This is a genomic window from Cupriavidus sp. D384, from assembly GCF_001652915.1.
Classification (GTDB): domain Bacteria; phylum Pseudomonadota; class Gammaproteobacteria; order Burkholderiales; family Burkholderiaceae; genus Cupriavidus.
Map to the genome: position 1 here is coordinate 449,451 of NZ_BBQI01000090.1, position 25,920 is coordinate 475,370.

The 25,920-nt window shown below is 65.3% G+C and carries 27 protein-coding genes; 10 read left to right on the forward strand and 17 right to left on the reverse strand.

Annotation, left to right across the window (positions count from 1 at the left end; all coding sequences use genetic code 11):
- Window positions 1–10: 10 nt before the first annotated feature.
- Both lolD and A9J21_RS19815 read right to left on the reverse strand, forming a co-directional pair.
- Window positions 11–754 (reverse strand): lipoprotein-releasing ABC transporter ATP-binding protein LolD, encoded by a 744-nt coding sequence (lolD, locus tag A9J21_RS19810; protein ID WP_066738805.1) that lies wholly within the window; start codon window positions 752–754, stop codon window positions 11–13.
- Complete coding sequence (locus A9J21_RS19815) at window positions 747–1,997, reverse strand: lipoprotein-releasing ABC transporter permease subunit (RefSeq protein WP_066738808.1); 1,251 nt, start codon at window positions 1,995–1,997, stop codon at window positions 747–749. The genes lolD and A9J21_RS19815 overlap by 8 nt, the downstream gene beginning before the upstream one ends.
- A 102-nt stretch (window positions 1,998–2,099) precedes the next feature.
- On the opposite strand from A9J21_RS19815, the gene A9J21_RS19820 reads away from it, so the two are divergent.
- Together A9J21_RS19820 and recJ are read left to right on the forward strand one after the other, a co-directional pair.
- Window positions 2,100–3,236 carry a hypothetical protein gene (locus A9J21_RS19820; RefSeq protein ID WP_066738809.1) on the forward strand — a complete coding sequence of 379 codons (1,137 nt, stop codon included), beginning with the start codon at window positions 2,100–2,102 and terminating at the stop codon, window positions 3,234–3,236.
- Between the two features lie 20 nt (window positions 3,237–3,256).
- On the forward strand, window positions 3,257–4,957 hold the full coding sequence (recJ, locus tag A9J21_RS19825; protein ID WP_066738813.1) for a single-stranded-DNA-specific exonuclease RecJ: 1,701 nt from the start codon (window positions 3,257–3,259) through the stop codon (window positions 4,955–4,957).
- Window positions 4,958–5,023: 66 nt separating this feature from the next.
- On the opposite strand, the gene A9J21_RS19830 is transcribed toward recJ, so the two are convergent.
- The gene (locus tag A9J21_RS19830) at window positions 5,024–5,758 is read right to left on the reverse strand and encodes a peptidoglycan DD-metalloendopeptidase family protein (RefSeq protein WP_404851400.1); all 735 of its coding nucleotides are present in this window, start codon (window positions 5,756–5,758) and stop codon (window positions 5,024–5,026) included.
- A gap of 242 nt (window positions 5,759–6,000) precedes the next feature.
- Between A9J21_RS19830 and prfB the strand changes: the two genes are divergently transcribed.
- The 4 genes from prfB to A9J21_RS32375 all read left to right on the forward strand — a co-directional run bounded on the left by prfB (window position 6,001) and on the right by A9J21_RS32375 (window position 10,546).
- Window positions 6,001–7,105, forward strand: a protein-coding gene (gene prfB, locus A9J21_RS19835; RefSeq protein ID WP_156546019.1) for a peptide chain release factor 2 whose coding sequence is annotated in 2 segments (ribosomal slippage) — window positions 6,001–6,081 and window positions 6,083–7,105 — 1,104 coding nt in all. Because the reading frame shifts where the segments join, the coding sequence is not laid out codon by codon here.
- Between the two features lie 121 nt (window positions 7,106–7,226).
- Entirely contained in the window at window positions 7,227–7,997 is a 771-nt protein-coding gene (locus A9J21_RS19840) for an SDR family oxidoreductase (RefSeq protein WP_066738816.1), read from the forward strand.
- Window positions 7,998–8,046: 49 nt separating this feature from the next.
- Complete coding sequence (gene lysS, locus A9J21_RS19845; protein WP_066738818.1) at window positions 8,047–9,591, forward strand: lysine--tRNA ligase; 1,545 nt, start codon at window positions 8,047–8,049, stop codon at window positions 9,589–9,591.
- Window positions 9,592–9,832: 241 nt separating this feature from the next.
- Window positions 9,833–10,546 carry a glycine zipper 2TM domain-containing protein gene (locus A9J21_RS32375; protein WP_066738819.1) on the forward strand — a complete coding sequence of 238 codons (714 nt, stop codon included), beginning with the start codon at window positions 9,833–9,835 and terminating at the stop codon, window positions 10,544–10,546.
- A gap of 112 nt (window positions 10,547–10,658) precedes the next feature.
- Here the strand turns inward: A9J21_RS32375 and iscX are convergent, their stop codons facing one another.
- From iscX to uvrB, 12 genes are all read right to left on the reverse strand, one after another.
- Window positions 10,659–10,853: a Fe-S cluster assembly protein IscX gene (gene iscX, locus A9J21_RS19855; RefSeq protein ID WP_066738820.1), complete on the reverse strand. Its 195-nt coding sequence runs from the start codon at window positions 10,851–10,853 to the stop codon at window positions 10,659–10,661.
- A gap of 22 nt (window positions 10,854–10,875) precedes the next feature.
- On the reverse strand, window positions 10,876–11,214 hold the full coding sequence (fdx, locus tag A9J21_RS19860) for an ISC system 2Fe-2S type ferredoxin (RefSeq protein WP_066738822.1): 339 nt from the start codon (window positions 11,212–11,214) through the stop codon (window positions 10,876–10,878).
- A 42-nt stretch (window positions 11,215–11,256) separates the two neighbouring features.
- On the reverse strand, window positions 11,257–13,122 hold the full coding sequence (gene hscA / locus A9J21_RS19865; RefSeq protein ID WP_066738824.1) for a Fe-S protein assembly chaperone HscA: 1,866 nt from the start codon (window positions 13,120–13,122) through the stop codon (window positions 11,257–11,259).
- 9 nt (window positions 13,123–13,131) lie between these two features.
- Window positions 13,132–13,650 (reverse strand): Fe-S protein assembly co-chaperone HscB, encoded by a 519-nt coding sequence (gene hscB / locus A9J21_RS19870; protein ID WP_066738827.1) that lies wholly within the window; start codon window positions 13,648–13,650, stop codon window positions 13,132–13,134.
- Window positions 13,651–13,753: 103 nt separating this feature from the next.
- Entirely contained in the window at window positions 13,754–14,074 is a 321-nt protein-coding gene (iscA, locus tag A9J21_RS19875) for an iron-sulfur cluster assembly protein IscA (RefSeq protein WP_066738950.1), read from the reverse strand.
- 79 nt (window positions 14,075–14,153) lie between these two features.
- Window positions 14,154–14,555: a Fe-S cluster assembly scaffold IscU gene (iscU, locus tag A9J21_RS19880; RefSeq protein WP_066738828.1), complete on the reverse strand. Its 402-nt coding sequence runs from the start codon at window positions 14,553–14,555 to the stop codon at window positions 14,154–14,156.
- Window positions 14,556–14,610: 55 nt separating this feature from the next.
- The gene (locus A9J21_RS19885; RefSeq protein WP_066738830.1) at window positions 14,611–15,831 is read right to left on the reverse strand and encodes an IscS subfamily cysteine desulfurase; all 1,221 of its coding nucleotides are present in this window, start codon (window positions 15,829–15,831) and stop codon (window positions 14,611–14,613) included.
- A gap of 74 nt (window positions 15,832–15,905) precedes the next feature.
- A complete protein-coding gene (iscR, locus tag A9J21_RS19890; RefSeq protein ID WP_066738832.1) occupies window positions 15,906–16,460 on the reverse strand; it encodes a Fe-S cluster assembly transcriptional regulator IscR in 555 nt (184 codons plus the stop codon).
- A 209-nt stretch (window positions 16,461–16,669) separates the two neighbouring features.
- The gene (locus tag A9J21_RS19895; protein WP_066738833.1) at window positions 16,670–17,149 is read right to left on the reverse strand and encodes a low molecular weight protein-tyrosine-phosphatase; all 480 of its coding nucleotides are present in this window, start codon (window positions 17,147–17,149) and stop codon (window positions 16,670–16,672) included.
- Between the two features lie 57 nt (window positions 17,150–17,206).
- Window positions 17,207–17,446, reverse strand: coding sequence for a hypothetical protein (locus A9J21_RS19900; RefSeq protein WP_066738834.1), 240 nt, complete (start codon window positions 17,444–17,446; stop codon window positions 17,207–17,209).
- Between the two features lie 59 nt (window positions 17,447–17,505).
- Entirely contained in the window at window positions 17,506–17,727 is a 222-nt protein-coding gene (locus tag A9J21_RS19905; RefSeq protein ID WP_066738836.1) for a hypothetical protein, read from the reverse strand.
- Window positions 17,728–17,834: 107 nt separating this feature from the next.
- Window positions 17,835–19,928 (reverse strand): excinuclease ABC subunit UvrB, encoded by a 2,094-nt coding sequence (gene uvrB, locus A9J21_RS19910; RefSeq protein ID WP_066738838.1) that lies wholly within the window; start codon window positions 19,926–19,928, stop codon window positions 17,835–17,837.
- A gap of 231 nt (window positions 19,929–20,159) precedes the next feature.
- Here uvrB and A9J21_RS19915 point away from each other — a divergent pair, with 231 nt between their 5' ends.
- Together A9J21_RS19915 and A9J21_RS19920 are read left to right on the forward strand one after the other, a co-directional pair.
- A complete protein-coding gene (locus A9J21_RS19915) occupies window positions 20,160–21,356 on the forward strand; it encodes an amino acid aminotransferase (protein ID WP_066738839.1) in 1,197 nt (398 codons plus the stop codon).
- 233 nt (window positions 21,357–21,589) lie between these two features.
- Window positions 21,590–22,828: a polyhydroxyalkanoate depolymerase gene (locus tag A9J21_RS19920; RefSeq protein WP_066738840.1), complete on the forward strand. Its 1,239-nt coding sequence runs from the start codon at window positions 21,590–21,592 to the stop codon at window positions 22,826–22,828.
- Window positions 22,829–22,941: 113 nt separating this feature from the next.
- Here A9J21_RS19920 and A9J21_RS19925 read toward each other — a convergent pair whose 3' ends face one another.
- A complete protein-coding gene (locus tag A9J21_RS19925; protein WP_066738841.1) occupies window positions 22,942–23,577 on the reverse strand; it encodes a TetR family transcriptional regulator in 636 nt (211 codons plus the stop codon).
- Window positions 23,578–23,768: 191 nt separating this feature from the next.
- On the opposite strand from A9J21_RS19925, the gene rsxB reads away from it, so the two are divergent.
- Window positions 23,769–24,650, forward strand: coding sequence for an electron transport complex subunit RsxB (gene rsxB, locus A9J21_RS19930; RefSeq protein WP_156546021.1), 882 nt, complete (start codon window positions 23,769–23,771; stop codon window positions 24,648–24,650).
- Window positions 24,647–25,291: an endonuclease III gene (nth, locus tag A9J21_RS19935; protein ID WP_066738842.1), complete on the forward strand. Its 645-nt coding sequence runs from the start codon at window positions 24,647–24,649 to the stop codon at window positions 25,289–25,291. Before rsxB ends, nth begins: the two co-directional genes overlap by 4 nt.
- On the opposite strand, the gene A9J21_RS19940 is transcribed toward nth, so the two are convergent.
- Window positions 25,288–25,917 (reverse strand): TetR/AcrR family transcriptional regulator, encoded by a 630-nt coding sequence (locus tag A9J21_RS19940; protein WP_066738843.1) that lies wholly within the window; start codon window positions 25,915–25,917, stop codon window positions 25,288–25,290. The genes nth and A9J21_RS19940 overlap by 4 nt on opposite strands.
- Window positions 25,918–25,920 lie beyond the last annotated feature (3 nt).

The window sequence follows — 25,920 nt, forward strand, 5'->3', positions numbered from 1 at the left end:
GCGGCGCTGGTCAGCGTTCCTGGTGCAGATGTCCGTCGCGCAGCCGGAATACGCGGTCGCAACGGCCTGCCAGTTCCATGTCGTGCGTCACGATCACGAAGCTCGTGCCCAGCGTGCGCGACAGGTCGAGCATCAGATCGTAGACGCCGCCGGCGGTGTGGTCGTCCAGATTGCCGGTCGGCTCGTCGGCCAGCACGCACGCCGGCTGCCCCACCAGTGCCCGCGCAATGGCTACGCGCTGGCGCTCGCCGCCCGACAGCTCGCCCGGACGGTGCTTCGAGCGTCCACCCAGGCCCACGCGCTCCAGCACCGCCTGGGCCGCGTCGCGCGCCTGGCGCTCATTCTGGCCGCGGATGCGCATCGGCATCGCCACGTTGTCGAGCGCCGTGAACTCGGGCAGCAGATGGTGGAACTGATAAACGAAGCCCAGCGAGCGGTTGCGCACGATGTTGCGCTCCTTCTCGCGCAGCGCCGTGAACGGCTTGCCCAGCAGCGCCACACGGCCGGCGTCGGGATTGTCCAGGCCGCCCAGCACATGCAGCAGCGTCGACTTGCCCGAGCCCGACGCGCCCACGATCGCCACCTTCTCGCCCGCATTGACGCGCACGTCCACGCCGCGCAACACCTCCACATCGAGCCCGCCCTGCTTGAAGCGCTTGGTCAGGCCTTCGGCCACCAGCACCGGCGATCCGCCGGTCTGGATCGAGGCGGCGGGCACGGCTGCTGCATCCGGAATCAGCGTCGTGTCACTCATAACGCAGGGCCTCCGCCGGATTCACGCGGGCAGCACGCCAGCTGGGGTAGAGCGTAGCCAGCGTGGCCAGCACGAAGGAGATGATGCCGATGGTGGCGATGTCGTTCACGCGGGGATCCGAAGGCAATTCGCTGATGAAATAGATGTCCTTGGGCAGGAACTGCACGTGCAGCACGCGCTCGATGAACGGCACGATCACGTCGATATTGGTGGCGATCAGCGTGCCGCCCAGCACGCCCAGCACCGTGCCGATGAAGCCGATGGCCACGCCCTGCACGATGAAGATCTTCATGATCGAGCGCGGCTGCGCACCCATCGTGCGCAGGATGGCGATATCGGCCTGCTTGTCGGTCACGGTCATGACCAGCGTCGACACCAGGTTGAACGCCGCCACGGCGATGATCAGCGTCAGGATGATGAACATCATGCGCTTTTCGGTCTGCACGGCGGCAAACCAGTTGCGGTTCTGGCGCGACCAGTCGCGCAGGTACAGGTCGCCTGACATCGTGGTGGACAGCGCCTGCGCCACCTGCGGGGCCCGCTGCATGTCCTGCAGCTTGAGCCGCACGCCGGTCGGGCCGTTCTGGCGGAACAGCAGTTCGGCGTCTTCCATGTTGATCAGCGCCAGTGCGCTGTCGAACTCGTAGTGCCCCGACGAGAAGACGCCCACCACGGTGAACTGCTTCAGGCGCGGCAGGATGCCGGCCGGCGTGATGGTGCCCTGCGGCGCCACCAGCGTGACCTTGTCGCCCACGCGCACGCCCAGCGCGTTGGCCAGTTCGCTGCCCAGCGCAATATCGAAGCCGCCCGGGACCAGCGCGTTCATGCTGCCGGCGCGGAACTGGCTGCCGATGTCGGACACCTTGGGCTCCTGGCTCGGGTCCACGCCGCGCAGCAGCACGCCGCGCACGGCATCGTCGCGCGTGAGCATCGCCTGCGCCGCCACATAGGGCGCCGCGCCGATCACCTCCTTGTTGCGCTCGGCCTCGGCGGCGGTCTTCTGCCAATCCTGCAGCGGCCCTGCCCCGATCACTTCGATGTGCGACAGCACCGACAGCATGCGGTCGCGCACCTCCTTCTGGAAACCGTTCATGACCGACAGCACGACGATCAGCGCCGCCACGCCCAGCGCGATGCCAAGCATCGAGATCATCGAAATGAACGAAATGAACGTGTTGCGGCTGGCGCGCTTGCTTGCGCGGGTATATCGCCAGCCGATCTGCCACTCGTAAGGAAAGTTCAAGAGGAGTCCTGTTGTTCTGGAAACGCGTCGGCGCCAATTTTGCCACCTTGGGGTGACGGAAAACTGGCGCCGGCCAGCCGGAAGTTTACAATCTCGGCAACCATGATGACGCACCTGACCCTGATTGTGCCTTTTTCCGTCCCGCCTGGCGCCGGCGACGACGCCACGGACGATGTCGTCCCTGGCGCGCTGCTGCGCCAGTTGGAGTTGCCCGCGCTCGGAAAGTTGCTGACGCGCGCCACGCCGGGACCCCGCGAAACGCACGACGACCCCTACCTGCGCACGCTGCCGCAGGAACGCTGGCTGGCTGGCCGCGCCGGCCTGGATACCGTCCAGGTGCCGACTGCGCCCTTTATGCGACTGGCCGACCGTGCCGCCGCGGGACTGCCCGCCGGGTCGGAGGCATCGGCCGAAGCGCCAGGCCCGGGCACCGGCTGGGCCTGCCTGCAGCCGGTGCACATCCACGCCGCACGCGACCATCTGGTGCTGATGCACCCCGATCAGCTCGACATCCGCGCCGACGAGGCCGACACGCTGCGAGCGGCCATCGCCGACCTGCTTGCTGAATCCGGCATCCCGCTGGAAGCGCCCCACCCGGCGCGCTGGTATGTGCCCGAAGGCACCTTCGGCGAGCTGACGGCCACCACGCCGGTTCGTGCCACCGGCCGCAATATCGATATCTGGATGCAGGCCGGGGCGCGCGCCCGCGACTGGCGCCGGCTGCAGAACGAGATCCAGATGACCTGGCACGGCCATCCGGTCAACGACGCCCGCGAAGCCGAAGGCCGCCTGCCGGTCAATTCGGTCTGGCTGCATGGCGGCGGCGAGCCCGCCACCGCACGCAAGCTGGCCGACACGGTACTGACCGGCGACCCGTTCATGGCCGGCCTGGCCCTGGCCGCAGGCAGCCGCATCGGCCCGCAGCCAGCCCGCTTTGCCGACGTGGCGAACACGGACGGCAGCGTCATGTGCATGCTGGACAGCGCCACCGAAGCCCATATCGCATCCGACTGGGGCCTGTGGCTCGAACGCATGCATGCGCTGGACGCCGAATGGTTCCAGCCCGTGCTCGACGCGCTGACCGCCGGCCAGATCCAGGCCGTCACGCTGGTACTGGGCGGCGAGAACCACTTTGCCGAATTCACGGTCACCCGGGCCGACCTGCGCAAGTTCTGGCGCGGCCTGGGTGCACGCGGCGACTGGCGCGCACTGCTGTCGAACCTGGCCATGGCCGCCTAGCCGTCACCGGAACGAAGATCATGACCCGGATTGCCATCCGCTCCTATTCCGACGACCACGCCAGCGTGCTGGCCGCCGCCGGCCTGCACCCCACGCTGGCCCGCATCCTGTCCGCGCGCGGCGTGCTCGATCCGGCCGAACTGGCTACCGAGCTGCCCGGACTGGTGCCCCCTTCCGCCATGAAGGGGATCGACCACGCTGCCGCATACCTGGCCGACGCCATCGCCGCCCAGCGCAAGCTGCTGATCGTGGCCGACTACGACTGCGACGGCGCCACCGCCTGTGCCGTGGGCGTGCGGGGACTGCGCATGCTGGGCGCCAGGGTGGACTACATCGTGCCGAACCGTTTCGAGTACGGCTATGGCCTGACGCCCGAGATCGTCGAACTGGCCGCGCAGCAGCGGCCCGACGTGATCGTGACCGTGGACAACGGCATTGCCAGCGTCGACGGCGTGGCAGCTGCCAATGCACGGGGCATCGACGTGGTGGTGACCGATCACCACCTGCCGGGCGCGGTGCTGCCCGACGCCGCCGTCATCGTGAATCCGAACCAGCCCGGGTGCGAATTCCCGAGCAAGAACCTGGCCGGCGTGGGCGTGATGTTCTACGTGCTGCTGGCGCTGCGTGCCGAACTGCGCCAGCGCGGGGTCTATACCAAGGAAACCCAGCCGCCGCTGCAGACGCTGCTGGACCTGGTGGCGCTGGGCACCGTGGCCGACGTGGTCAAGCTGGACGCCAACAACCGCATTCTGGTGGCGCAAGGCCTGAAGCGCATGCGCATGGGCCGCATGCACGCCGGCGTGGCCGCGTTGTTCCGGGCCGCAGGCCGCGACGCGCCGCGCGCCAATACATTCGACCTGGGCTTCGGGCTGGGGCCGCGCCTCAATGCGGCAGGCCGCCTGGCGGACATGTCGCTGGGCATCGAGTGCCTGCTGACCGACGACGCCAACCGCGCCTGGGAAATCGCCCAGGAACTGGACGGCATGAACCGGGAGCGCCGCGATATCGAGGCCGGGATGCAGCAGGAAGCGCTGCAGATCCTGGAGCAGCCGCTGGCCGGGCTCGACCCGGCGTCGCGCCACACGCTGAGCGTGTTCCACGAAACCTGGCATCAGGGCGTGATCGGCATCGTCGCCTCGCGGCTCAAGGAGAAATTCCACCGTCCGACGATCACCTTCGCGCCGGGCGACGACGAGCACATCAAGGGGTCTGGCCGGTCGATCCCGGGCTTTCACCTGCGCGATGCGCTGGATCTGGTGTCCAAGCGCCATCCCGGCCTGCTGGTGAAATTTGGCGGACACGCCATGGCGGCCGGCCTGACTGTGCGCGCGAAGGATTTCGACACCTTCGTGGCGGCCTTCGAGGCCGTGGGCCGCGAGTGGCTCAACGAAGAGCAGCTGGCCCGGGTGATCGAAACCGACGGCGATATCGACGATGGCTGCTTCAGCCCCGAATTCGTGACCCTGCTGGAAGGCCAGGTCTGGGGCCAGGGCTTTCCGCCGCCCACGTTCTCGGGCGAGTTCGAGGTGCTGCGCCAGACCGTGCTCAAGGGCAAGCACCTGAAACTGCAGCTGGGCCGCGGCAGCCAGCGTTTCGACGCAATCTGGTTCAACCACGCCGACGCGCTTGACGGTGCCAGCGCGCTGGTGGCCTACCGGCTCGACAACAACACGTTCAACGGTGTGACGCGCGTGCAGCTGGTGGTGGAGCACGCGCAGTAAGCCGGCCTCCCGGGCTGGTGCCCGGGCCCTTCCTCGTGATCCCGTTACGATGCCGTTACGATCCCGTTATCCGCGCGGCGGCAGGTAGCTGGCCGGATTCACCGGCTTGCCGTTGCCGCGCACTTCAAAGTGCAGCTCGTTGGTGCGGGTCATGCTGCCGATGTCCTGCCCGGCCGAGATCCGGTCGTTTTCCTTGACCAGCGGGCGGTCCAGGTTGCCGTACACGGTCAGCCAGTCGTCGTTGTGCTTGATGATGACCAGCTGGCCATAGCCGCGCAACGTGCCCACGTGGATTGCCCAGCCGGACGCCGCGGCGCGCACCGTGCCACCGGCGGGCACCTCGATCCGCAACCCTTTTTCGGACGGCGGCGCAAAGCTGCCGGTCACGCGCCCGTCGGCCGGCCATTGCAGGCGGATGGCGCTGGCAGGTGGCTTCGACGACGTGGTATCGGGGGCGGCGGCACGCGGGGCGGTGGTTGCGGCAGGCTTGTCGGTGGCCTTGGCGGCCGAGATTCCGGCGCCAGCGGGCGGCTTGACGCGAATCAGCTGCCCAACCTCGATCTGGCTCGAATCGGAAATGTTGCTCCAGCGCGCGAGATCGGCCACCGAGCGGTTGTGGCGCCGGGCGATCGAATACAGCGTGTCGCCGCGCTCGACGCGGTAATAACCCTCGGGTGCGGGCTCGCTGGGCGCGGTGCCGCAGGCGGCCAGCATGGCGGCCAGCGAGATCGCGGCCAGGCGCCCCAGCGTGCGCCGGCGCGCACCCTGCGGGCGCGTCACGTCGTGATGGACTGCGTGGATTCCTGTCATGCGTACGGGGAAACTCCTGATCGTGGCCGCTATTGTCGCCGAAGTTGGAACGCAACCTTGCAGCGAAAAGAGGGGAAAGTCACGCAATAGACCGTTCGACATGCGAACAGTTCAGCCAACCGCTCGGCCACCCCCTCGCCCAGACTGCAATCCGGGTGGCACGGAGGCCGGATTCGCGGCGCCAATCCGCTATAATTCCACGTTTTGCAAGCGCAGAATTTCTAGGAATATCAATGGAAGCAGAACGCCTCAACGCCATCTCCGGTGCCATCTCCGATCTCCGTTCGCGAACGGAAGATCTACGGGGGTATCTTTGACTACGATGTCAAAGAAAACCGCCTAGACGAAGTCAACGGACTCCTGGAAGACCCGGACGTCTGGAACAACCCCAAGCGTGCCCAGGACCTGGGCAAGGAAAAGAAGGCGCTCGAAGCCGTCGTGCAGACGCTGGGCAAGCTCACCGAAGACCTGGCTGGCGCGGACGAGCTGTTCGAACTCGCACGCGAGGAAGGTGACGACGAGACGCTGGAATCGATCAATGCCGACGTGCAGGGTTTCGAGGCGATCGTCGCCGACATGGAATTCCGCCGCATGTTCTCGGGCGAGATGGACCAGGCCAACGCGTTCATCGACATCCAGGCCGGCGCCGGCGGTACCGAGGCGTGCGACTGGGCATCGATGCTGCTGCGCCAGTACCTGAAGTACTGCGAGCGCAAGGGCTTCAAGGCCGAGGTGCTCGAAGAGTCCGAGGGCGACGTGGCCGGCATCAAGAGCGCCACGATCAAGATCGAGGGCGAATACGCATTCGGCTACCTGCGCACCGAAACCGGCGTGCACCGCCTGGTGCGCAAGTCGCCGTTCGATTCGTCGGGCGGCCGCCATACGTCGTTCTCGTCGGTGTTCGTCTACCCCGAGGTGGATGATTCGTTCGAAGTTGAAGTCAACCCGGCCGACCTGCGCGTGGATACCTACCGCGCATCGGGCGCCGGCGGCCAGCACATCAACAAGACCGATTCGGCCGTGCGGATCACGCACATCCCGACCGGCATCGTCGTGCAGTGCCAGAACGACCGTTCGCAGCACCGCAACCGCGCCGAAGCCATGTCGATGCTGAAGTCGCGCCTGTACGAGCACGAGATGCGCAAGCGTCAGGCCGAGGCCGACAAGCTCGAAGCCGGCAAGACCGATGTGGGCTGGGGCCACCAGATCCGCTCGTACGTGCTGGACCAGAGCCGCATCAAGGACCTGCGCACCAACGTGGAAATGTCCAACACGCAGAAGGTGCTCGACGGCGACCTCGACCCGTTCATCGAGGCCAGCCTGAAACAGGGCCTGTAACACCGGCAACGCCTGCAGCCGCAGCCGCGCCGCCATGCCTGCCCCGTGTTGGCATGGCGGCGCGACAAGAACCCAGAGTCTCCATCCCGAAGTCGCCGTTTCATCGAACAAGGTCCAAGTCATGACCACCGGAACGCCCCGCTCCACCCATCTCTACATCGTCACCGGCGCCTCGCGCGGCCTGGGTGCGTCGCTCGTGCGCGCGCTGCTCAAGCCGGGCAATCGCATCATCGGCGTGGCGCGCAGCCGCAATACCGACCTGGAACGCGAGGCTTCGGCCAGCGGCGTGCCGGTGGCCTGGCACCTGCAGGACCTGTCGCAGCCCGGCCCGTCGGCCGGCTGGCTGTCCAGCGTGCTGGAAGCCGTGGACGATGCCCCGGCCAGCGTGACGCTGATCCTGAACGCCGGCGTGGTGGAGCCCATCGGCCCGATTACCGAGCTGCACGAAAACACGCTGGTACCGCATCTGCAGACCAACCTGGTCACGCCGATGACAATGACCGGCGCGTTCATCGACGCCACCGCGCGCTTCGACTGCCCGCGCAAGGTGCTGGCCATCTCGTCGGGCGCGGCGCGCAACCCGGTGCCGGGCTGGAGCGCCTACTGCGCCGGCAAGGCGGGCCTGGACATGTTCATCCGCTCGGTCAACGCCGAGTACGCCGGCCTGGCCGACGACCGCGCGGTGCGCGCCGTGGCGCTGGCGCCGGGCGTGGTGGACACGGGCATGCAGGAAACCATCCGCGGTGCCGACTTCGCCCAGGTACAGCGCTTCCGCGACCTGAAGGCGAATGACCAGCTGGCGTCGCCGGACGATGTCGCGCAACGCATCGCCACCTATCTGGAGCGCGCCGACTTCGGCAAGACCGAACTCGACGACATCCGCAACTATTGAACTGAACCATCGCGCAGGCCCCGCGCCTTGTGCGACCGAAGCTGACACCATGACCGAACCGACCCGCACGCCTGCCGCCGCACCCGCCGACGCGCCTGCCGTAGACGAGAACAAGATCATTGCCGAACGGCGCGAGAAGCTGCAGGCCCTGCGCGAGCAAGGCGTGGCCTTCCCGAACGATTTCCGCCCGACGCACCAGGCCGGCGCGCTGCATGCGCAGTATGGCGAGACCGACCAGGCCGCGCTCGAAGCCAGCCCGGTGGAAGTGTCGATCGCCGGCCGCATGATGCTCAAGCGCGTGATGGGCAAGGCCAGCTTTGCCACCGTTCAGGACGGCAGCGGCCAGATCCAGTTCTACATCACGCGCGACAAGGTGGGCGAGGACGTCTACGCCGCCTTCAAGCACTGGGACCTGGGTGACATCATCAGCGCGCGCGGCGAGCTGTTCCGCACCAACAAGGGCGAACTGTCGGTGCAGGTGCGCGAACTGCGCCTGCTGTCGAAGAGCCTGCGCCCGCTGCCGGACAAGTTCCACGGCCTGGCCGACCAGGAAATGAAGTACCGCCAGCGCTATGTCGACCTGATTGTCTCGCCCGAAACGCGCGACACGTTCCGTGCCCGTACCAAGGCGATGTCGTCGCTGCGCCGCCATATGTCCGACGCCGGCTTCATGGAAGTGGAAACGCCGATGCTGCACCCGATTCCGGGCGGCGCGGCGGCCAAGCCGTTCATCACGCACCACAATGCGCTGGACATGCAGATGTTCATGCGTATCGCTCCCGAGCTGTACCTGAAGCGCCTGATCGTCGGCGGCTTCGAGCGCGTGTTCGAGATCAACCGCAACTTCCGTAACGAGGGGGTGAGCCCGCGCCACAACCCCGAGTTCACGATGATGGAGTTCTACGCGGCCTACACGGACTACCGCTGGCTGATGGACTTCACCGAGAACCTGATCCGCCAGGCGGCCATCGACGCCAGCGGCAGCGCCGTGCTGAACTATCAGGGCCGCGAACTGGACCTGTCCAAGCCCTTCCATCGCCTGACGATCTGCCAGGCCATCCAGAAGTACGCGCCGGAATATACCGATGCGCAGCTGGCCGACGCAGACTTCCTGCGTGCCGAGCTGAAGGGCAAGTTCAAGATCAACACCAGCGCGCCGCAGTTCCTGAACGCCGGCGTGGGCACGCTGCAACTGGTGCTGTTCGAGGAAACGGCCGAGTCGCAGCTGTGGGAGCCGACCTATATCGTCGACTACCCCGTGGAAGTGTCGCCGCTGGCGCGCGCCTCTGACACGCAGGCAGGCATCACCGAGCGTTTCGAACTGTTCATCACGGGCCGCGAGATTGCCAACGGCTTCTCGGAGCTGAACGATCCGGAAGACCAGGCCGACCGCTTCCGCAAGCAGGTGGAGCAGAAGGACGCCGGCGACGAGGAAGCCATGTACTTCGACGCCGACTACATCCGCGCGCTTGAGTACGGCATGCCCCCGACCGGCGGCTGCGGCATCGGCATCGACCGTCTGGTCATGCTGCTGACCGACAGCCCGAACATCCGCGACGTGATCCTGTTCCCGCACCTGCGCCGCGAAGACTGATCGGCTCATCGTAGTTTTTGTAGTTTCCCCTCTCCCCAGCGCCCCCAAGCGCAGGAGAGGGGCGCTTCCGCCCCCTCCGGTGTTACAGACGCCGCGCCACATCGCGCCAGATCCCGCCGTAACCCGTTGATTTTCCGGCCCATTCCCCGCTACAGATCCTTACAAAATCAAACGGAAACCGGATCGTAATTCGGCCAGACTCTAGGTATCCACCGCTTGCCGGTGACTTGGAGAACAAGAAATGTCTGGTCCGGAAACCCTCCCCGCCCTACCGTCGCAACGCCGCCTGAATCCGCTGGTGGGCGCAGCCGCCGTTGCACTCGTCGTGGCGAGCCTGACGGTGGTCGCAGCTGTGACGGGCGTGTTGCCGATTACCAAGGCCACCCAGGGGCCGACGACGGAGGCTTCGTACAGCAACAGCAACGCATACGGCAATGCGGGCAGCAACACCGGCGCGCAGCCGATCGCGCCCGAGCCGCCAGCGCTGACGAGCCAGGTGGCACCGGGTTCGACCACCCGCCCGCCCGCCTATGATGCCCGCCAGGCCCAGAACACCATGGCCCCGCCGCCTGCCCAGCCGATGCAGCAGGCCCAGGCCGAAGAAAAGCCTGCGGCCCGCCCGAGCCATACGGCCGGCCATGTGACCGGCGTGCAGGTGGTGGAAGCTGAAAAGCCGACCAGCGGCCTGGGCGCCGTGGGCGGTGCCGTCGTGGGCGGCTTGCTGGGCAACCAGATCGGTTCCGGCAACGGCCGGATTCTGGGCACCGTGGCCGGTGCGGCAGCCGGTGGTTTTGGCGGTAACTACGCCGAAAAGAAGCTCAATACGAACAAGTCGTACCGCGTCAGCGTGAAGATGGATGACGGCTCGCGCCGTACGTTCACGTATCAGAACCCGCCGGGGGTCGAAGTCGGCCAGCGCGTGCATCTGGAGCGTGGTGTGCTGGTGACCGGCTGACGCCATTCGGATGCCGCGCCGGTCGGGCGCGTCCGTGCCCGACCGGCCAATAAAAAAGCACGGCTGCTGCTACGCCGTGCTTTTTGCTTTGTTTGCCTGGGGTCAGCCAGGCTTACTCCGCTTCCTCGATCCACGCCTGCTGGATCGCCTCCAGGATCTTCTCGCCCGAGCGCTCCGGCAGGTCGCTGAAACCGTCCAGTTCCAGCACCCACTGGCGCAGTTGCGTAAACCGCACCGTCACCGGGTCGACGTCAGGAAACTTGTCGTACAGCGCGGCGGCGATGTCGTAGGTATCTGTCCATTTCATGGGGAAACTCCTCGCGCGGGCCTTAGTGGCCTTCCTTGGCGTGGTTGATCGTGTACTTCGGGATTTCGACGGTCAGGTCCGTTTCCGCGACGAGTGCCTGGCACGACAGGCGCGAATTGGGCTCCAGGCCCCACGCCTTGTCCAGCAGGTCTTCCTCTTTTTCCTCGGCATCTTCCAGCGAGTTGAAGCCCTCGCGCACCACCACGTGGCACGTGGTGCAGGCGCACGACTTCTCGCAGGCGTGCTCGATGTTGATACCGTTGTTCAGCAGCGCGTCGCAGATGCTGGTACCGGTGCTGGCCTCGAAGACAGCGCCCTCCGGACACAACTCGACGTGGGGCAAAACGATGATCTGTGGCATGTGATTCCTGTTTTCTCTTTCCTGGCAGGCAGCTGCTGCGGCTCAGCCCAGCTCCTGCACCTTCTTTCCGGCCAGCGCGCTCTTGATCGAGCGATCCATGCGGCGTGCGGCAAATTCGTCAGTGCCATGCGACAGCTGCTCGACGGCCGCCTTGATCGCGTGGTGGTCGTCGCCGCGAGCGATCTCGGTCACCCGGGCCATCAGCGCATCCACGGCCGCGCGTTCGTCGGCTGACAGCAAATCGCCGTCAACTTCCAGCGCCCGTCCCGTGGCCTCCACCAGACGCGCCGCCTCGACGCGTTCCTCGGCCAGCGCGCGGCTCTTCATGTCGTGCTCGGCCTCACGGAAGCTTTCCTGCAGCATGCGCGCGATATCGTCGTCGGCCAGCCCGTACGACGGCTTGACCGACACCGACGCTTCCACGCCGGAGTTGGTCTCGCGCGCCGACACCGACAGCAGCCCGTCCGCGTCCACCTGGTAGGTCACGCGAATGCGCGCCGCCCCCGCCACCATCGGCGGGATGCCGCGCAGCTCGAAGCGCGCCAGCGACCGGCAGTCGCTGGCAAGCTCGCGCTCGCCTTGCAGCACGTGAATGGCCATGGCGGTCTGGCCATCCTTGAAGGTGGTGAATTCCTGCGCACGCGCCACCGGAATCGTGCTGTTGCGCGGGATGATCTTCTCGACCAGGCCGCCCATCGTTTCCACGCCCAGCGACAGCGGGATCACGTCGAGCAGCAGCCAGTCTTCGCCCGGCGCATGGTTGCCGGCCAGCAGGTTGGCCTGCATGGCGGCGCCCAGCGCCACCACCTTGTCCGGGTCCAGGTTGGTCAGCGGCTGCTGGCCGAAATACTCGCCCACCGCCTTGCGGATGGCCGGCATGCGCGTGGCACCCCCCACCAGCACCACGCCCTTGACGTCATCAGGCGCAACGCCTGCGTCGCGCAGCGCCTTGCGCACCGGCGTCAGGGTCTTCTGCACCAGATTGGCGGTGATGGTGATGAACGTCTGGGCGTCCAGCGGGAGATGCACGATCTCGCCGGTGGTCAGTACCGCGTCGATCACGGTGCTGTCACTGGCGGACAGCGCTTCCTTGGCGGCACGGGCACGCATCATCAGCAGGCGCGTATCCTCGGCCGACAGCGGCTGCAGGCTGGCCTGCTCGACCACCCAGCACAGCAGGCGCTGATCGAAGTCGTCGCCGCCCAGCGCCGAATCGCCGCCGGTGGACATCACCTCGAACACGCCCTTGGTCAGCTTGAGCACCGAGATATCGAACGTGCCGCCGCCCAGGTCGTACACGGCGTAGATGCCTTCGGCCGCATTGTCGAGGCCGTAGGCAATGGCCGCGGCGGTCGGCTCGTTGAGCAGACGCATCACGTCCAGGCCCGCCAGTTGCGCGGCGTCCTTGGTGGCCTGGCGCTGGGCGTCGTCGAAGTACGCGGGCACCGTGATCACGGCACCCACCAGTTCGTCACCCAGCGAATCCTCGGCTCGCTGGCGCAGCGTGGCGAGGATCTCGGCCGAGACCTCCACCGGGCTCTTGATGCCGGCGGCGGTCTTCAACTGCACCATGCCCGGCGCATCGACAAAGTCGTACGGGCTGTGCTCGATGTTTGCCACGTCGCGCAGACCGCGTCCCATGAACCGCTTGACGGAAACGATCGTGTTCTTGGGGTCGCGCACCGCCTCGTCCTGGGCCTTGTAGCCGATATGCGCGTTGCCGTTGGGCAGGTAGCGCACCACCGACGGCAGCAGCGAGCGGCCATTGTCGTCGGGCAGGACTTCGGGAATGCTGTTGCGCACGGCTGCCACCAGCGAGTTGGTGGTGCCAAGGTCGATGCCAACGGCAAGCCGGCGCTGGTGAGGCGCGGGCGACATGCCGGGTTCGGAAATCTGGAGCAGTGCCATGAGAATCTTCTAATCTTCGAGCCGATCGATCGCCTCGCTGGCGTCGTGTTCGATCTTCTCGATAAACATCAGCTGGCGCGCGGCGGCGCCGGCGGCTTCGTTGTCACCGGCATCGAGCAATGCGCCCAGCGCCGCGTGGCGCTCGCGCTTTTCCTGGCGCAGGTCGCGCAGCAGGCTGTCGAGCTGGCCGACGTCGCGCGCCTGGGTCGCGTCCTGCAGCGCCTCGCGCCATTCCATTTGCTGCATCAGGAACGCCGGTGCCATCGCCGTATTGCTTTCGGCCTGGATGTCCACGCCCCGCAGGTGCAGCAGGTAGATCGCCCGCTTCAGTGGCTGGCGCAGCGTGCGGTACCCCTCGTTGGCGTGCGCGGCCCACTGCATGGCGACGCGGCGCTCGGCATCGCCGGCATTGGCGAAGCGGTCAGGGTGCGCCTGCGACTGGACGGTGCGGTAGGCCGCGTCCAGCGCGGCTTCGTCCACTTCGTATCGGGCAGGTAGTCCGAACAGCGAGAAAAAATCGTCTTTCAAAGCGCGTCTTTCCAAAACATCACAACAAAAAGGAGCGGTCATGCCGCCCCTTGTCGTGTCGCCGCCCTCGCATCGGTTGCCGATCCGGGCGCGGCACGGGCCATCAGACCCGGAACGACTCGCCGCAGCCGCACTCGTCCTTGACGTTCGGGTTGTTGAACTTGAAGCCTTCGTTCAACCCCTCGCGCGCGAAGTCCAGTTCGGTACCGTCGATGTACGGCAGGCTCTTCGGATCCACGATCACCTTGATGCCGCGCGTCTCGAATACCTGATCTTCCGGCTGCAGTTCGTCCACGTACTCAAGCTTGTACGCCAGGCCCGAGCAGCCGGTAGTCTTCACGCCCACGCGCAGGCCCAGGCCCTTGCCGCGGCGTTCCAGGTAGCGGGAAACGTGTTTCGCCGCCTTTTCGGTCATCGTGATCATCTTTGCCTTGCTGTCGAACGCCACGCGCGATACCGCACCGCGCGCGGCCATACCAAACCGTCTGAAGCGGACCAGCCGCTCAGGCAGCCTTCTGCTCGGCGCCGCCGTGCTTCTTCTTGTAATCCTCGACGGCCGCCTTGATGGCGTCTTCCGCCAGGATCGAGCAGTGGATCTTCACCGGCGGCAGCGCCAGTTCTTCGGCGATCTGGGTGTTCTTGATCTCCAGCGCCTGATCCACGGTCTTGCCCTTGACCCATTCGGTCACCAGCGACGACGAGGCGATAGCCGAGCCGCAGCCGTAGGTCTTGAACTTGGCGTCTTCGATCACGCCCGCCTCGTTCACCTTGATCTGCAGCTTCATCACGTCGCCGCAGGCCGGGGCGCCGACCATGCCGGTACCCACCGCGTCGTCGTTCTTGTCGAACGAACCGACATTGCGCGGATTTTCATAGTGGTCGAGAACCTGGTTGCTGTAAGACATTTTGGTTACCTCTGACGAATCTTTATGGGGTTCTTGTTTTTGCCGTGGGTCGCAATCAGTGCGCGGCCCACTGGATCGAATTCAGGTCGACGCCGTCCTTGAACATCTCCCACAGCGGCGACAGGTCGCGCAGCTTGCCGATCTTGTTCTTGAGCAGCTCGACGGTGTAGTCGATCTCGGCTTCGGTCGTAAAACGGCCAACCGTGAAGCGGATCGAGCTATGTGCCAGCTCGTCGTTGCGGCCCAGGGCGCGCAGTACATACGACGGCTCCAGCGACGCCGACGTGCAGGCCGAGCCCGACGACACGGCCACGTCCTTGATGGCCATGATCAGCGACTCGCCTTCGACGAAGTTGAAGCTGACGTTCAGGTTGTGCGGCACGCGGTGTTCCATCGAGCCGTTCAGGTACACCTCTTCCATCGACGACAGGCCGTTCCACAGGCGATCACGCAGCATGCGGATACGCTCGTTCTCGGTCGCCATTTCCTCACGGGCCAGGCGGAATGCCTCGCCCATGCCGACGATCTGGTGCGTCGCCAGCGTGCCCGAACGCATGCCGCGCTCATGACCGCCGCCGTGCATCTGGGCCTCGATACGCACGCGCGGCTTGCGGCGCACGTACAGCGCACCGATGCCCTTCGGGCCGTACGTCTTGTGGGCCGAGAACGACATCAGGTCGCACTTCAGCGTTGCCAGGTCGATGGCAACCTTGCCGGTGGCCTGCGCGGCATCGCAGTGGAAAATGATGCCCTTCTCGCGGCAGATCTCGCCGATCTGCTCGACGTCCTGGATCACGCCGATCTCGTTGTTCACCAGCATCACCGACACCAGGATCGTGTCCGGGCGGATCGCCTGCTTGAACACGTCCATGTCGATCAGGCCGTCGTCCTTGACGTCGAGGTACGTCACCTCGAAGCCCTGGCGCTCCAGTTCACGCGTGGTATCCAGCACGGCCTTGTGCTCGGTCTTCACGGTGATGATGTGCTTGCCCTTGCCCGAGTAGAAATTGGCCGCGCCCTTGATGGCGAGGTTGTCCGACTCGGTCGCACCCGACGTCCACACGATCTCGCGCGGATCGGCACCCACCAGCGCCGCCACCTGCTCGCGCGCTTCTTCCACGGCGCGCTCGGCATCCCAGCCGTACGCGTGGCTGCGCGACGCCGGATTGCCAAACTGCTCGCGCAGGTACGGAATCATCTTGTCCGCCACGCGCGGGTCCACCGGCGTGGTGGCCGAGTAATCCATGTAGATCGGGAAATGTGGGGTGGTGCTCATCTTATGACTGCCTTATAGGGATCGCTAATCGCGTACTGCCTACCGATAGTTTAATGCAGGTGCTACAACCTTGCTTACGACTGCGCGAGGCTGAACACCGAGTTGACCACACGGGCGCGCGCCGGCTTTTCCTGCTTCTCGGCCTTGCCGCGCGAAACAGTCACCGGCTGCTGCGCGGCGTCTTCGCGCATGTCATGCAGGACGGCCGGCTGGCGGGCGCGTTGCTGGTCAACGAGATTCTTCAGCGACACGGAGTCCAGGTACTCGACCATCTTCTGGTTCAGCGTGGCCCACAGCTCGTGGGTCATGCAGCGCCCGGATCCGTCATCTCCGTTACAATTGCCCTTCCCACCGCACTGGGTGGCGTCGAGCGGCTCGTCCACGGCAATGATGATGTCTGCCACCGTGACGTCCTCGGCCTTCCGCGCGAGGCTGTAGCCACCGCCGGGACCGCGTACGCTCTCGACGATCTCGTGCCGGCGCAGCTTGCCAAACAGCTGCTCCAGGTACGACAGCGAGATCTTCTGACGCTGACTGATGCCTGCCAGAGTGACAGGCCCCTGATCCTGGCGCATGGCCAGGTCGATCATGGCGGTTACCGCAAAGCGGCCTTTGGTGGTCAGTCTCATGATGCTCGGGGAGAGGGAATACTTGAGAATTTCGCTCGAGTTTAAGATATCCCGACTAAATCAGTCAAGTACCCCATCCCGCAACGCACTATTCCACGACCTATAACGATCGCGCCGCCATTGCTTCGCAAAACGGCCATGCAAAGCACGCCGGCTTGATTTCCGGCATGGCGCATCCCGCAATCTTGAAAGTGCAGGTTCAGGCCGGATCAGGCAAGTTCGCGCCGCAGCATCTCGATCACGCCGTCGCAGGCGTCCTCGATATAGTCCAGCACGCGCTCGAAGCCATCGCCCTCGCCGTAGTACGGATCCGGCACTTCTTCGACCCGATGGCGGACGGCAAAGCTCATCAGCAGGCGCAGCTTGTCTGGGCTGACCCGCGGATGCAGCCGGCGCAGCGCGGCCATATTGTCGAGATCCATCGCCAGCACGAGATCGAAGCGATCGAAGTCCGCCACGCCCACCTGCCGGGCCCGCAGCGCCGAGAGGTCGTAGCCGCGCTGCAGCGCGTGGCGCTGGCTGCGGGCATCGGGGGCGCGTCCGACGTGATAGTCGTGGGTACCGGCGGAGTCTAATTCGACCCGGTCGGCCAGGCCGGCAGCCTGAAGCTTGGCGCGCAGGACGCCCTCCGCCGTTGGGGAACGGCAGATATTGCCCATGCAGCACATCAGAATGGCGTATTTTTTCATCGGCGCGATTTTACCGCCCTGCACGCCGTCGAAGACCCACGCCAGGCGACAGAGGCGCTAGAGCCGCTCGGCGAGTTGCTTGCCGCGCGCAAATCCGGCGGATTCGGCATCCGCGGGCGACTTGTAGTGCTCTGACGTGGGCGAGGTTTCGACCAGCGTGTCGGCCGCGCGGATGTTCGTGCCCTTGCGGCACACGCGAACCGTGTAGTCCCATTCGATGGGCGACCGGGGTTTCACCAGCACCTGGATCTCGTGCGTTTCGAAAACCCTCTTCTTCCATTCACTGCTATAGGACATCAGTGTCTCCTGGCGTGCCGGCCTTCTTCGAGCGCAACTTGGGGTGGCGGATTCGGGTTTCAGCTCACCTCGCCGGCATCTATTGTCCGCATGGCTTCGGCTTCCGCCAGCGCAAGCGCTGCTTCTGGCGTATCGGCCGAACCGGTTTCCGTTTCAAACGTGGGGCCGCCGGGCTCGCCAAACGCATCGGAAATGGTCAACACCCCGGCGAAACCGCCGCCCGCATGCGCAATGGCACGGGCAACAACCGTATAACCACCATATTCGAACTGTGTCACCATGGCACACTCCCTGGTTCGTGATCCGGCGTCCCGCGCTGGGCGGATTGCCTAATCACTATAGGATGCCGTGGCGCACCATGCCCATCGGGCGCCGATCAGGTCTTCCCTCAGCTTGACGGCGGCAGCAGATGGTCGCCTTCGGCGCCAGCCCCGAACACCTGGGCACGCAGCTTGGCCAGCTGGTCGCGCACCTGGGCCGCCTTTTCGAACTCCAGGTTCTTGGCGTGATCGAGCATCTGCTTCTCCAGGCGCTTGATTTCCTTGGCCACCTGCTTCTCGCTCATGTCCTCGTACCTGGCGCGCTCCGCGGCGGCGGTCAGCTCGGCCTTGACCTCGTCGGCATCGTAGACGCCATCGATAATGTCCTTGATCCGCTTGACCACGCCGCGCGGCGTGATGCCGTGGGCTTCGTTGTGCGCCATCTGCTTGGCGCGCCGGCGCTCGGTTTCCTGGATCGCCACCTTCATCGAATCGGTCATGCGGTCGCCGTAGAGAATCGCCGTGCCGTTGACGTTCCGCGCGGCCCGCCCAATGGTCTGGATCAGCGACCGCTCCGCGCGCAGGAAACCCTCCTTGTCGGCGTCGAGAATGGCGACCAGCGACACTTCCGGAATATCCAGGCCTTCGCGCAGCAGGTTGATCCCCACCAGCACGTCGAACGTGCCCAGGCGCAGGTCACGGATGATTTCCACGCGCTCGACCGTGTCGATGTCCGAATGCAGGTAGCGCACCTTGATGCCGTTTTCGGACAGGAACTCGGTCAGCTGCTCGGCCATGCGCTTGGTCAGCGTGGTCACCAGCACGCGCTCGCCGGCCTGCACGCGCAAGTGGATCTCGCCGAGCAGGTCGTCCACCTGCGTGGTGGCGGGCCGCACATGGATGATCGGGTCGACCAGACCGGTCGGCCGTACCACCTGTTCCACCACCTGCCCCGCGTGCTCCTTCTCGTAGTTCGCCGGCGTGGCCGTCACGAACACCGCCTGGCGCATCTTGCGCTCGTATTCCTCGAACTTCAGCGGACGGTTGTCCAGTGCCGACGGCAGCCGGAAGCCGTACTCCACCAGCGTGGTCTTGCGTGCCCGGTCGCCGTTGTACATGCCGTTCAGCTGGCCGATCAGCACGTGCGATTCGTCCAGAAACATCAGCGCATCGGGCGGCAGGTAGTCGACCAGCGTCGGTGGCGGCTCGCCGGGTTTCGCGCCAGACAAATGCCGCGAGTAATTCTCGATGCCCTTGCAGAAGCCCAGCTCGGAGAGCATTTCCAGGTCGAAACGCGTACGCTGCTCAAGCCGCTGCGCCTCGACCAGCCGGTTTTCCTTGTAGAAGAAGTCAAGCCGCTCGCGCAGCTCCACCTTGATGTCCTCGATCGCGCGCAGCACGGTCTCGCGCGGCGTCACATAGTGGCTCGACGGGTAGACCGTGAAGCGCGGAATCTTCTGCCGCACGCGGCCAGTGAGCGGATCGAAGAACTGCAGCGAATCCACCTCGTCGTCGAACAGCTCCACGCGCACGGCCATCTCGGCATGCTCGGCCGGGAAGATATCGAGCGTGTCGCCCCGCACGCGGAACGTGCCGCGCTGGAAATCGGTCTCGTTGCGCGTGTACTGCATGGCGATCAGCCGCGCGATCACGTCGCGCTGGCTCAGCTTGTCGCCGGTGCGCAACGTCAGGATCATCTGGTGGTATTCGCTCGGATTACCGATACCGTAGATCGCCGACACCGTCGCCACGATGATCGTGTCGCGCCGCTCCAGCAGGCTCTTGGTGGCCGACAGCCGCATCTGCTCGATATGCTCGTTGATCGACGAGTCCTTCTCGATAAACAGGTCGCGCTGCGGCACGTACGCCTCAGGCTGGTAGTAGTCGTAGTAGCTGACGAAGTATTCCACCGCGTTGCGCGGGAAAAATTCGCGGAATTCCGAGTACAACTGCGCCGCCAGCGTCTTGTTTGGCGCAAATACGATGGCCGGCCGGCCCATCCGGGCGATCACATTCGCCATCGTGAAGGTCTTGCCCGAACCGGTCACGCCCAGCAGCGTCTGGAACGACAGGCCGTCATCCACGCCCTCCACCAGTTGCCGGATGGCCTCGGGCTGGTCGCCCGCAGGCGGATACGGCTGGTAAAGCTGGAACGGGGACCCCGGGAACGTGACGAATTTGTCTTCGTCCAGGGGCGGGGCGACTTCGGCTAGATTCGTCATAAACGTAGGGAAAAACCTGAGGAATACTGGCGGGATACGCTAGAATCTGGGGGTTGCGCGGATCGGTTCAAGCCCGGTTTGCCTGTAGTTTGCCGAAGGGATACTGTCAGGTTCTGTCAGTAGTGACAGGAAGTCCGTCAGGAATCCGCCACCGGTGCCGCCGCAGCCACAGCGCAGTTCGAAGCATTCTACGCCCTCCGTTTTGTTACACAGCTGACCACGAGATCCCAAATGAGTTTGTTTTCTGCCGTCGAGATGGCCCCGCGCGACCCGATCCTGGGCCTGAATGAAGCATTCAATGCCGATACCCGTGCCACCAAGGTGAATCTGGGCGTTGGCGTGTACTTCACCGACGAAGGGAAAATTCCGCTGCTGCGCGCAGTCCAGGAAGCCGAAAAGGCCCGCCTGACCACGGCCACGCCGCGCGGCTACCTGCCCATCGAAGGCATCGCCGCCTATGACCAGGCCGTGCAGACCCTGCTGTTCGGCAAGGATTCGGCCCTGATCACCGAAGGCCGCGTCGTGACGGCTCAGGCACTTGGCGGCACCGGCGCGCTGAAGATCGGCGCCGACTTCCTGAAGCGCCTGTACCCGAACGCATCGGTCGCCATCAGCGACCCGAGCTGGGAAAACCACCGCGCGCTGTTCGAAGCCGCCGGTTTCCCGGTGGTCAACTACGCCTACTACGATGCCCCGTCGCACGGCCTGAACTTCGCCGGCATGGTGGAATCGCTGAAGTCGTACCCGGCCAACACGATCGTCGTGCTGCACGCTTGCTGCCACAACCCGACCGGCGTGGACCTGAACGACGCCCAGTGGAAGCAGGTGGTGGAACTGGTCAAGGAACGCAACCTGATCCCGTTCCTGGACATGGCCTACCAGGGCTTTGCCGAAGGTATCGACCCGGACGGCGCAGCCGTGCGCCTGTTCGCCGAATCGGGCCTGCCCTTCTTCGTGTCGAGCTCGTTCTCGAAGAGCTTCTCGCTGTACGGCGAGCGCGTGGGCGCGCTGTCGATCGTCACCACGGGCAAGGACGAAGCCCAGCGCGTGATGTCGCAGATCAAGCGTGTGATCCGCACGAACTATTCGAACCCCCCGACCCATGGCGGCACCGTGGTGGCAACCGTGCTGAACAGCCCGGAATTGCGCGCCATGTGGGAGCAGGAACTGGCCGAAATGCGCGACCGCATCAAGCTGATGCGCAACGCACTGGTCGACAAGCTGGCCGCCAAGGGCGTGCCGGGCGACTTCTCGTTCGTGAAGGCCCAGCGCGGCATGTTCTCGTACTCGGGCCTGACGTCGGCCCAGGTGGATCGCCTGCGCACCGAGCACGGCATCTACGCCGTGGGCACCGGCCGCATCTGCGTGGCCGCGTTGAACAGCCGCAACATCGACGCCGTGGTCAACGCCATCGCCGCCGTGTACTAAAAAGCAACACCTGACCCTGCGTCAGCAACAAAAGGCGACCTGGAGGCCACTCCGGTCGCCTTTTTTGTCATTGTCGGCCGGTGTCATCCGGATTTAGCGCCAATGTCCTATTGTCTTCTCCGCTTGCCGACGTAATTTGGAAGCGTATGCTGCAAAGCACGATCGTTCGATTGCGGGCATAATCAGTTGCGCGACAAAGCACTCGCGACAAGAAAGGCTAGACAGGTACCGGCATGCTTTACCAACTGCATGAATTCCAGCGCTCGATGCTGAACCCGCTGACCGCGTGGGCCCAGGCGACCGCCAAGACATTTACGAATCCCCTCAGCCCGCTCTCGCTGATTCCGGGCGCGCCCCGCATGGCAGCCGGATACGAGCTGCTATACCGGCTCGGCAAGGAATACGAGAAGCCGGAGTTTGGCATCAAGAGCGTGCGCTCCAACGGCCGCGACATCCCGATCGTCGAGCAGACCGTGCTGGAAAAGCCGTTCTGCAAGCTGGTGCGCTTCAAGCGCTACGCCGACGACCCCGAGACCATCAAGCTGCTCAAGGACGAGCCCGTGGTGCTGGTCTGCGCGCCGCTGTCGGGCCATCATGCCACGCTGCTGCGCGACACCGTGCGCACGCTGCTGCAGGACCACAAGGTCTATGTGACCGACTGGGTCGATGCCCGCATGGTGCCGGCCGAGGATGGCGCCTTCCACCTGGCCGACTACATCTACTACATCCAGGAATTCATCCGCCATATCGGCGCCGACAAGCTGCACGTGATTTCGGTCTGCCAGCCCACCGTCCCGGTGCTGGCCGCGATCTCGCTGATGGCATCGGCCGGCGAAAAGACGCCGCGCACGATGACGATGATGGGTGGCCCGATCGATGCCCGCAAGAGCCCGACGTCGGTCAACTCGCTGGCGACGAACAAATCGTTCGAATGGTTCGAGAACAACGTTATCTACACGGTGCCGGCGAACTATCCGGGCCACGGCCGCAAGGTGTATCCGGGCTTCCTGCAGCACGCCGGCTTCGTGGCGATGAATCCGGATCGCCATCTGTCGTCGCACTATGACTATTACCTGAGCCTGATCGAGGGCGACGCCGACGACGCAGAAGCCCACGTGCGCTTCTACGACGAATACAACGCGGTGCTGGACATGGCCGCCGAGTACTACCTCGACACGATCCGCGAAGTGTTCCAGGAATTCCGCCTGGCCAACGGCACGTGGGAAATCGATGGCGACCCGGTACGTCCGCAGGACATCAAGGGCACGGCGCTGCTGACGATCGAAGGCGAGCTCGACGACATCTCGGGCGCGGGCCAGACCGCCGCAGCACACGACCTGTGCGCCGGCATTCCGAAAACGCGCAAGCAACACATCACCGCGCCGAAGTGCGGCCACTACGGGATCTTCTCGGGCCGCCGCTGGCGCGAGAACATCTACCCGGAACTGCGCGACTTCATTCGCAAGTACTGAGCCTGACCTGGCTCCGCCAGGCATCGGCATGGCAAAACGCCCGCAAGGACTTGCGGGCGTTTTTATTTTTGCCGGAGCTTTCTGGACGAACGGCTATGCCGTCCGGCATCGGCTCACCGATTGGTCAGGTACGACAGCAGCATGTCGGTATGCAGGTCGGCAAAGCGCGCGTGCTCTTCCTCGGTTGCCACGTCGCGGCCGATGACGGCGCTGATCGTGTACCGGTTCGACAGCACGTAATAACCCAGCGCCGAGATCGTCAGGTAGAACTGCGGCACGTCGATGGCGTCCCGGAACACGCCCTGCTGCTGGCCGCGCCGGATGATGTCGGCCAGCACATCCACCACCGGATTGATCAGCTGATGAAGCTGGGCCGACTTCTTCAGATGGCGCGCCTCGTGCAGGTTCTCGCTGTTCACCAGCCGGATGAACTCGGGGTGCGCGTAGTACCAGTCCCAGACGAAGCGGGCCAGCGTGCGTACCGCCGCCTCTGGATCCTCGTCGGTGATATGCAATTGCTCCTCGGCCGCGCGAAACTCGGCGTACTGTTTTTCGAGCACGGCCAGGAACAGGCCTTCCTTGCTGCCGTAGTAGTAATAGAGCATGCGCTCGTTGGTCTCGGCACGGCGTGCGATCTGATCGACGCGTGCGCCGGCCAGGCCGCCCTTGGCAAACTCCTCGGTGGCGGCGGCCATGATGCGGCGGCGCGTGCCCTCGGGGTCCCGCTTGGTTTTTGGCTCGTTCGACATGAATATCTGATCTGTCAGTTGCGCGGATTATGGCACAGCCCGTCACCTCGTCAGGGCTCCTCTCCCCGATCGGGTGACGGCGAATGATCGCCTTTTCTGCACTGCGGCGAAATCGGGGATAATCCTTGCCGCACACACGTCCACAGAGGCGTGCAAGATTCCAGTCGTCCCCAGAATTCCGTACCCCAGTCGTGATCCGTTCCCCCTCATCCGTTGCCGGCACCGCCAGCCTGGCAGACCGCCTGGAAGCCCTGCTACCGCAAACCCAGTGCACCAAGTGCGGGTTCGACGGCTGCCGCCCCTACGCAGAAGCCATGGCGGCGGGCCAGGCCGCCAGCAACCGCTGCCCGCCCGGCGGCGCCGAGGGCATCGTGCGGCTGTCAGCCATGCTGGGCGTCGCGCCCCAGCCGCTGGACCCCGAACACGGCGTCGAGCAGGCACGCGCCGTGGCCCGTATCGACGAATCGCTCTGTATCGGCTGCACGCTCTGCATCCAGGCCTGCCCGGTAGACGCCATCGTGGGCGCCGCCAAGCAGATGCATACCGTGCTGCCCGACTGGTGTACCGGCTGCGACCTCTGCGTGGCCCCCTGCCCGGTGGACTGCATTGCGATGATTCCGGTCACCGGCGCCAATACGGGCTGGGCTGCCTGGTCGCAGGAACAGGCCGATGCCGCGCACGGGCGCTACCAGTCGCGCAAGATCCGCCTGGTGCGCGAGCGCGAGGAAAACGACGCCCGCCTGGCCGCCAAGGCCGCCGCCAAGCTCGAGGCGCTACAGGCCGAAGCCGCCGCCAGCGACGCTGAGCAGGCCGCGCAGGCGCGCAAGAAGGCGATCATCCAGGCCGCCATCGAACGCGCGCGCCAGAAAGCCGCCGCCGTACCGCCGCGCAACACCGACAATGTCTCGCCCGGCGTGCAGGCGCAGATCGATGCCGCCGAAGCGCGCCGCGCAAAACTGGGCCTGACGGATCAGCCCGATCCGCAAAGCCAGAACAAACCGCACAACCAGAACAACCCGGACGGCAGCGCCGGCCCCGGCGAAAACAGCAAAAACGACGATTCCCGCTCATGAATCCCGCCAAGCGCGTTGCCATTTTCGAGACCCTGCGTGAGGTCAATCCGAATCCGGAGACGGAGCTGGAATACAGCTCGCCGTTCGAACTGCTGATCGCGGTGCTGCTGTCCGCCCAGGCTACCGACGTTGGCGTGAACAAGGCTACCCGAAAGCTGTTCCCGGTGGCCCACACCCCGCAGCAGATCCTGGATCTGGGCGAGGCCGGACTGATCGAATACATCAAGACGATTGGCCTCTACAAGACCAAGGCCAAGCACGTGATGGAGACCTGCCGCATCCTTGTGGAGCAGCACGGCGGCAAGGTGCCACCCGTGCGCGAAGCGCTGGAGGCGCTGCCGGGGGTGGGTCGTAAAACCGCCAATGTGGTGCTGAACGTGGCGTTCGGCCAGCCGACGATTGCCGTCGACACGCATATCTTCCGCGTCGCCAATCGCACTGGCCTGGCCCCGGGCAAGAACCCCGATGCCGTGGAACAGAAGCTGTTGAAGGTGACGCCCACCGAATTCCTGCACGATGCGCACCACTGGCTGATCCTGCACGGCCGCTACGTCTGCAAGGCGCGCAAGCCCGAATGCTGGCATTGCGCCATCGAGCCGCTCTGCGAGTTCAAGCCCAAGACGCCGGCGCCGAACGTCTAGGCGCCGTCCGGACCTCGCAGGACCAGCGCCAGCTGCAAGGCCGTGCGCGCCACGGTGTCCACGTCAGGCGTGTATCCATTGCGGATCCAGTACAGCGCCACATGCACGATGCCGCCTGCCACGCCGGCGGCCAGCATCGCATCCACCGCCGTCCCGGGCGGCATCAGCGTACGGGCCATCAGCGCGCCGAAGTCGCATAGCGATACCGCCAGCGCCTCGTCCACGAGCCTGCTGACCCCGCGAATTTCCACCAGGAACACCCGCGCCGAACGCGGCTCGCATTGCAGCGCCCCGAAATAGGCGCGCAGCATCGCCAGTACGCGATGTTGGCCACTGCCGCCGGCCTCGTCCCCTGCCCGTTCCAGCGTTTGAAGCAGCCGATGGGTGACCGTTTCATACGACGCCAGCAGCAATGCCTCGCTGTTGGCAAACGACTCGTAGAAGTACCGCTCCGTCAGGCCGGCGGCCTCGCACACCGCCTTGACGGTGGCGTTCTGGTAGCCGCGCTCGCCGTAGACCTGCACGGCGGCGGCAATCAGCTGCTCGCGCCGCTGGGCGCGGCGCTCTTCGGCTTCGGCACCGCGGTAGCGGCGGGCGGGAGATAGCTCGGTGGTCATGGCGGCCATTAT

Excerpts from the sequence above, each read along its gene's own strand:
- lolD (WP_066738805.1), bottom strand. The coding sequence starts at position 754 with ATGAGTGACACGACGCTGATTCCGGATGCAGCAGCCGTGCCCGCCGCC.
- A9J21_RS19820 (WP_066738809.1), top strand. The coding sequence starts at position 2,100 with ATGATGACGCACCTGACCCTGATTGTGCCTTTTTCCGTCCCGCCTGGC.
- recJ (WP_066738813.1), top strand. The coding sequence starts at position 3,257 with ATGACCCGGATTGCCATCCGCTCCTATTCCGACGACCACGCCAGCGTG.
- A9J21_RS19840 (WP_066738816.1), top strand. The coding sequence starts at position 7,227 with ATGACCACCGGAACGCCCCGCTCCACCCATCTCTACATCGTCACCGGC.
- lysS (WP_066738818.1), top strand. The coding sequence starts at position 8,047 with ATGACCGAACCGACCCGCACGCCTGCCGCCGCACCCGCCGACGCGCCT.
- A9J21_RS32375 (WP_066738819.1), top strand. The coding sequence starts at position 9,833 with ATGTCTGGTCCGGAAACCCTCCCCGCCCTACCGTCGCAACGCCGCCTG.
- iscX (WP_066738820.1), bottom strand. The coding sequence starts at position 10,853 with ATGAAATGGACAGATACCTACGACATCGCCGCCGCGCTGTACGACAAG.
- fdx (WP_066738822.1), bottom strand. The coding sequence starts at position 11,214 with ATGCCACAGATCATCGTTTTGCCCCACGTCGAGTTGTGTCCGGAGGGC.
- hscA (WP_066738824.1), bottom strand. The coding sequence starts at position 13,122 with ATGGCACTGCTCCAGATTTCCGAACCCGGCATGTCGCCCGCGCCTCAC.
- iscA (WP_066738950.1), bottom strand. The coding sequence starts at position 14,074 with ATGATCACGATGACCGAAAAGGCGGCGAAACACGTTTCCCGCTACCTG.
- iscU (WP_066738828.1), bottom strand. The coding sequence starts at position 14,555 with ATGTCTTACAGCAACCAGGTTCTCGACCACTATGAAAATCCGCGCAAT.
- A9J21_RS19885 (WP_066738830.1), bottom strand. The coding sequence starts at position 15,831 with ATGAGCACCACCCCACATTTCCCGATCTACATGGATTACTCGGCCACC.
- iscR (WP_066738832.1), bottom strand. The coding sequence starts at position 16,460 with ATGAGACTGACCACCAAAGGCCGCTTTGCGGTAACCGCCATGATCGAC.
- A9J21_RS19895 (WP_066738833.1), bottom strand. The coding sequence starts at position 17,149 with ATGAAAAAATACGCCATTCTGATGTGCTGCATGGGCAATATCTGCCGT.
- A9J21_RS19900 (WP_066738834.1), bottom strand. The coding sequence starts at position 17,446 with ATGTCCTATAGCAGTGAATGGAAGAAGAGGGTTTTCGAAACGCACGAG.
- A9J21_RS19905 (WP_066738836.1), bottom strand. The coding sequence starts at position 17,727 with ATGGTGACACAGTTCGAATATGGTGGTTATACGGTTGTTGCCCGTGCC.
- uvrB (WP_066738838.1), bottom strand. The coding sequence starts at position 19,928 with ATGACGAATCTAGCCGAAGTCGCCCCGCCCCTGGACGAAGACAAATTC.
- A9J21_RS19915 (WP_066738839.1), top strand. The coding sequence starts at position 20,160 with ATGAGTTTGTTTTCTGCCGTCGAGATGGCCCCGCGCGACCCGATCCTG.
- A9J21_RS19920 (WP_066738840.1), top strand. The coding sequence starts at position 21,590 with ATGCTTTACCAACTGCATGAATTCCAGCGCTCGATGCTGAACCCGCTG.
- A9J21_RS19925 (WP_066738841.1), bottom strand. The coding sequence starts at position 23,577 with ATGTCGAACGAGCCAAAAACCAAGCGGGACCCCGAGGGCACGCGCCGC.
- nth (WP_066738842.1), top strand. The coding sequence starts at position 24,647 with ATGAATCCCGCCAAGCGCGTTGCCATTTTCGAGACCCTGCGTGAGGTC.
- A9J21_RS19940 (WP_066738843.1), bottom strand. The coding sequence starts at position 25,917 with ATGGCCGCCATGACCACCGAGCTATCTCCCGCCCGCCGCTACCGCGGT.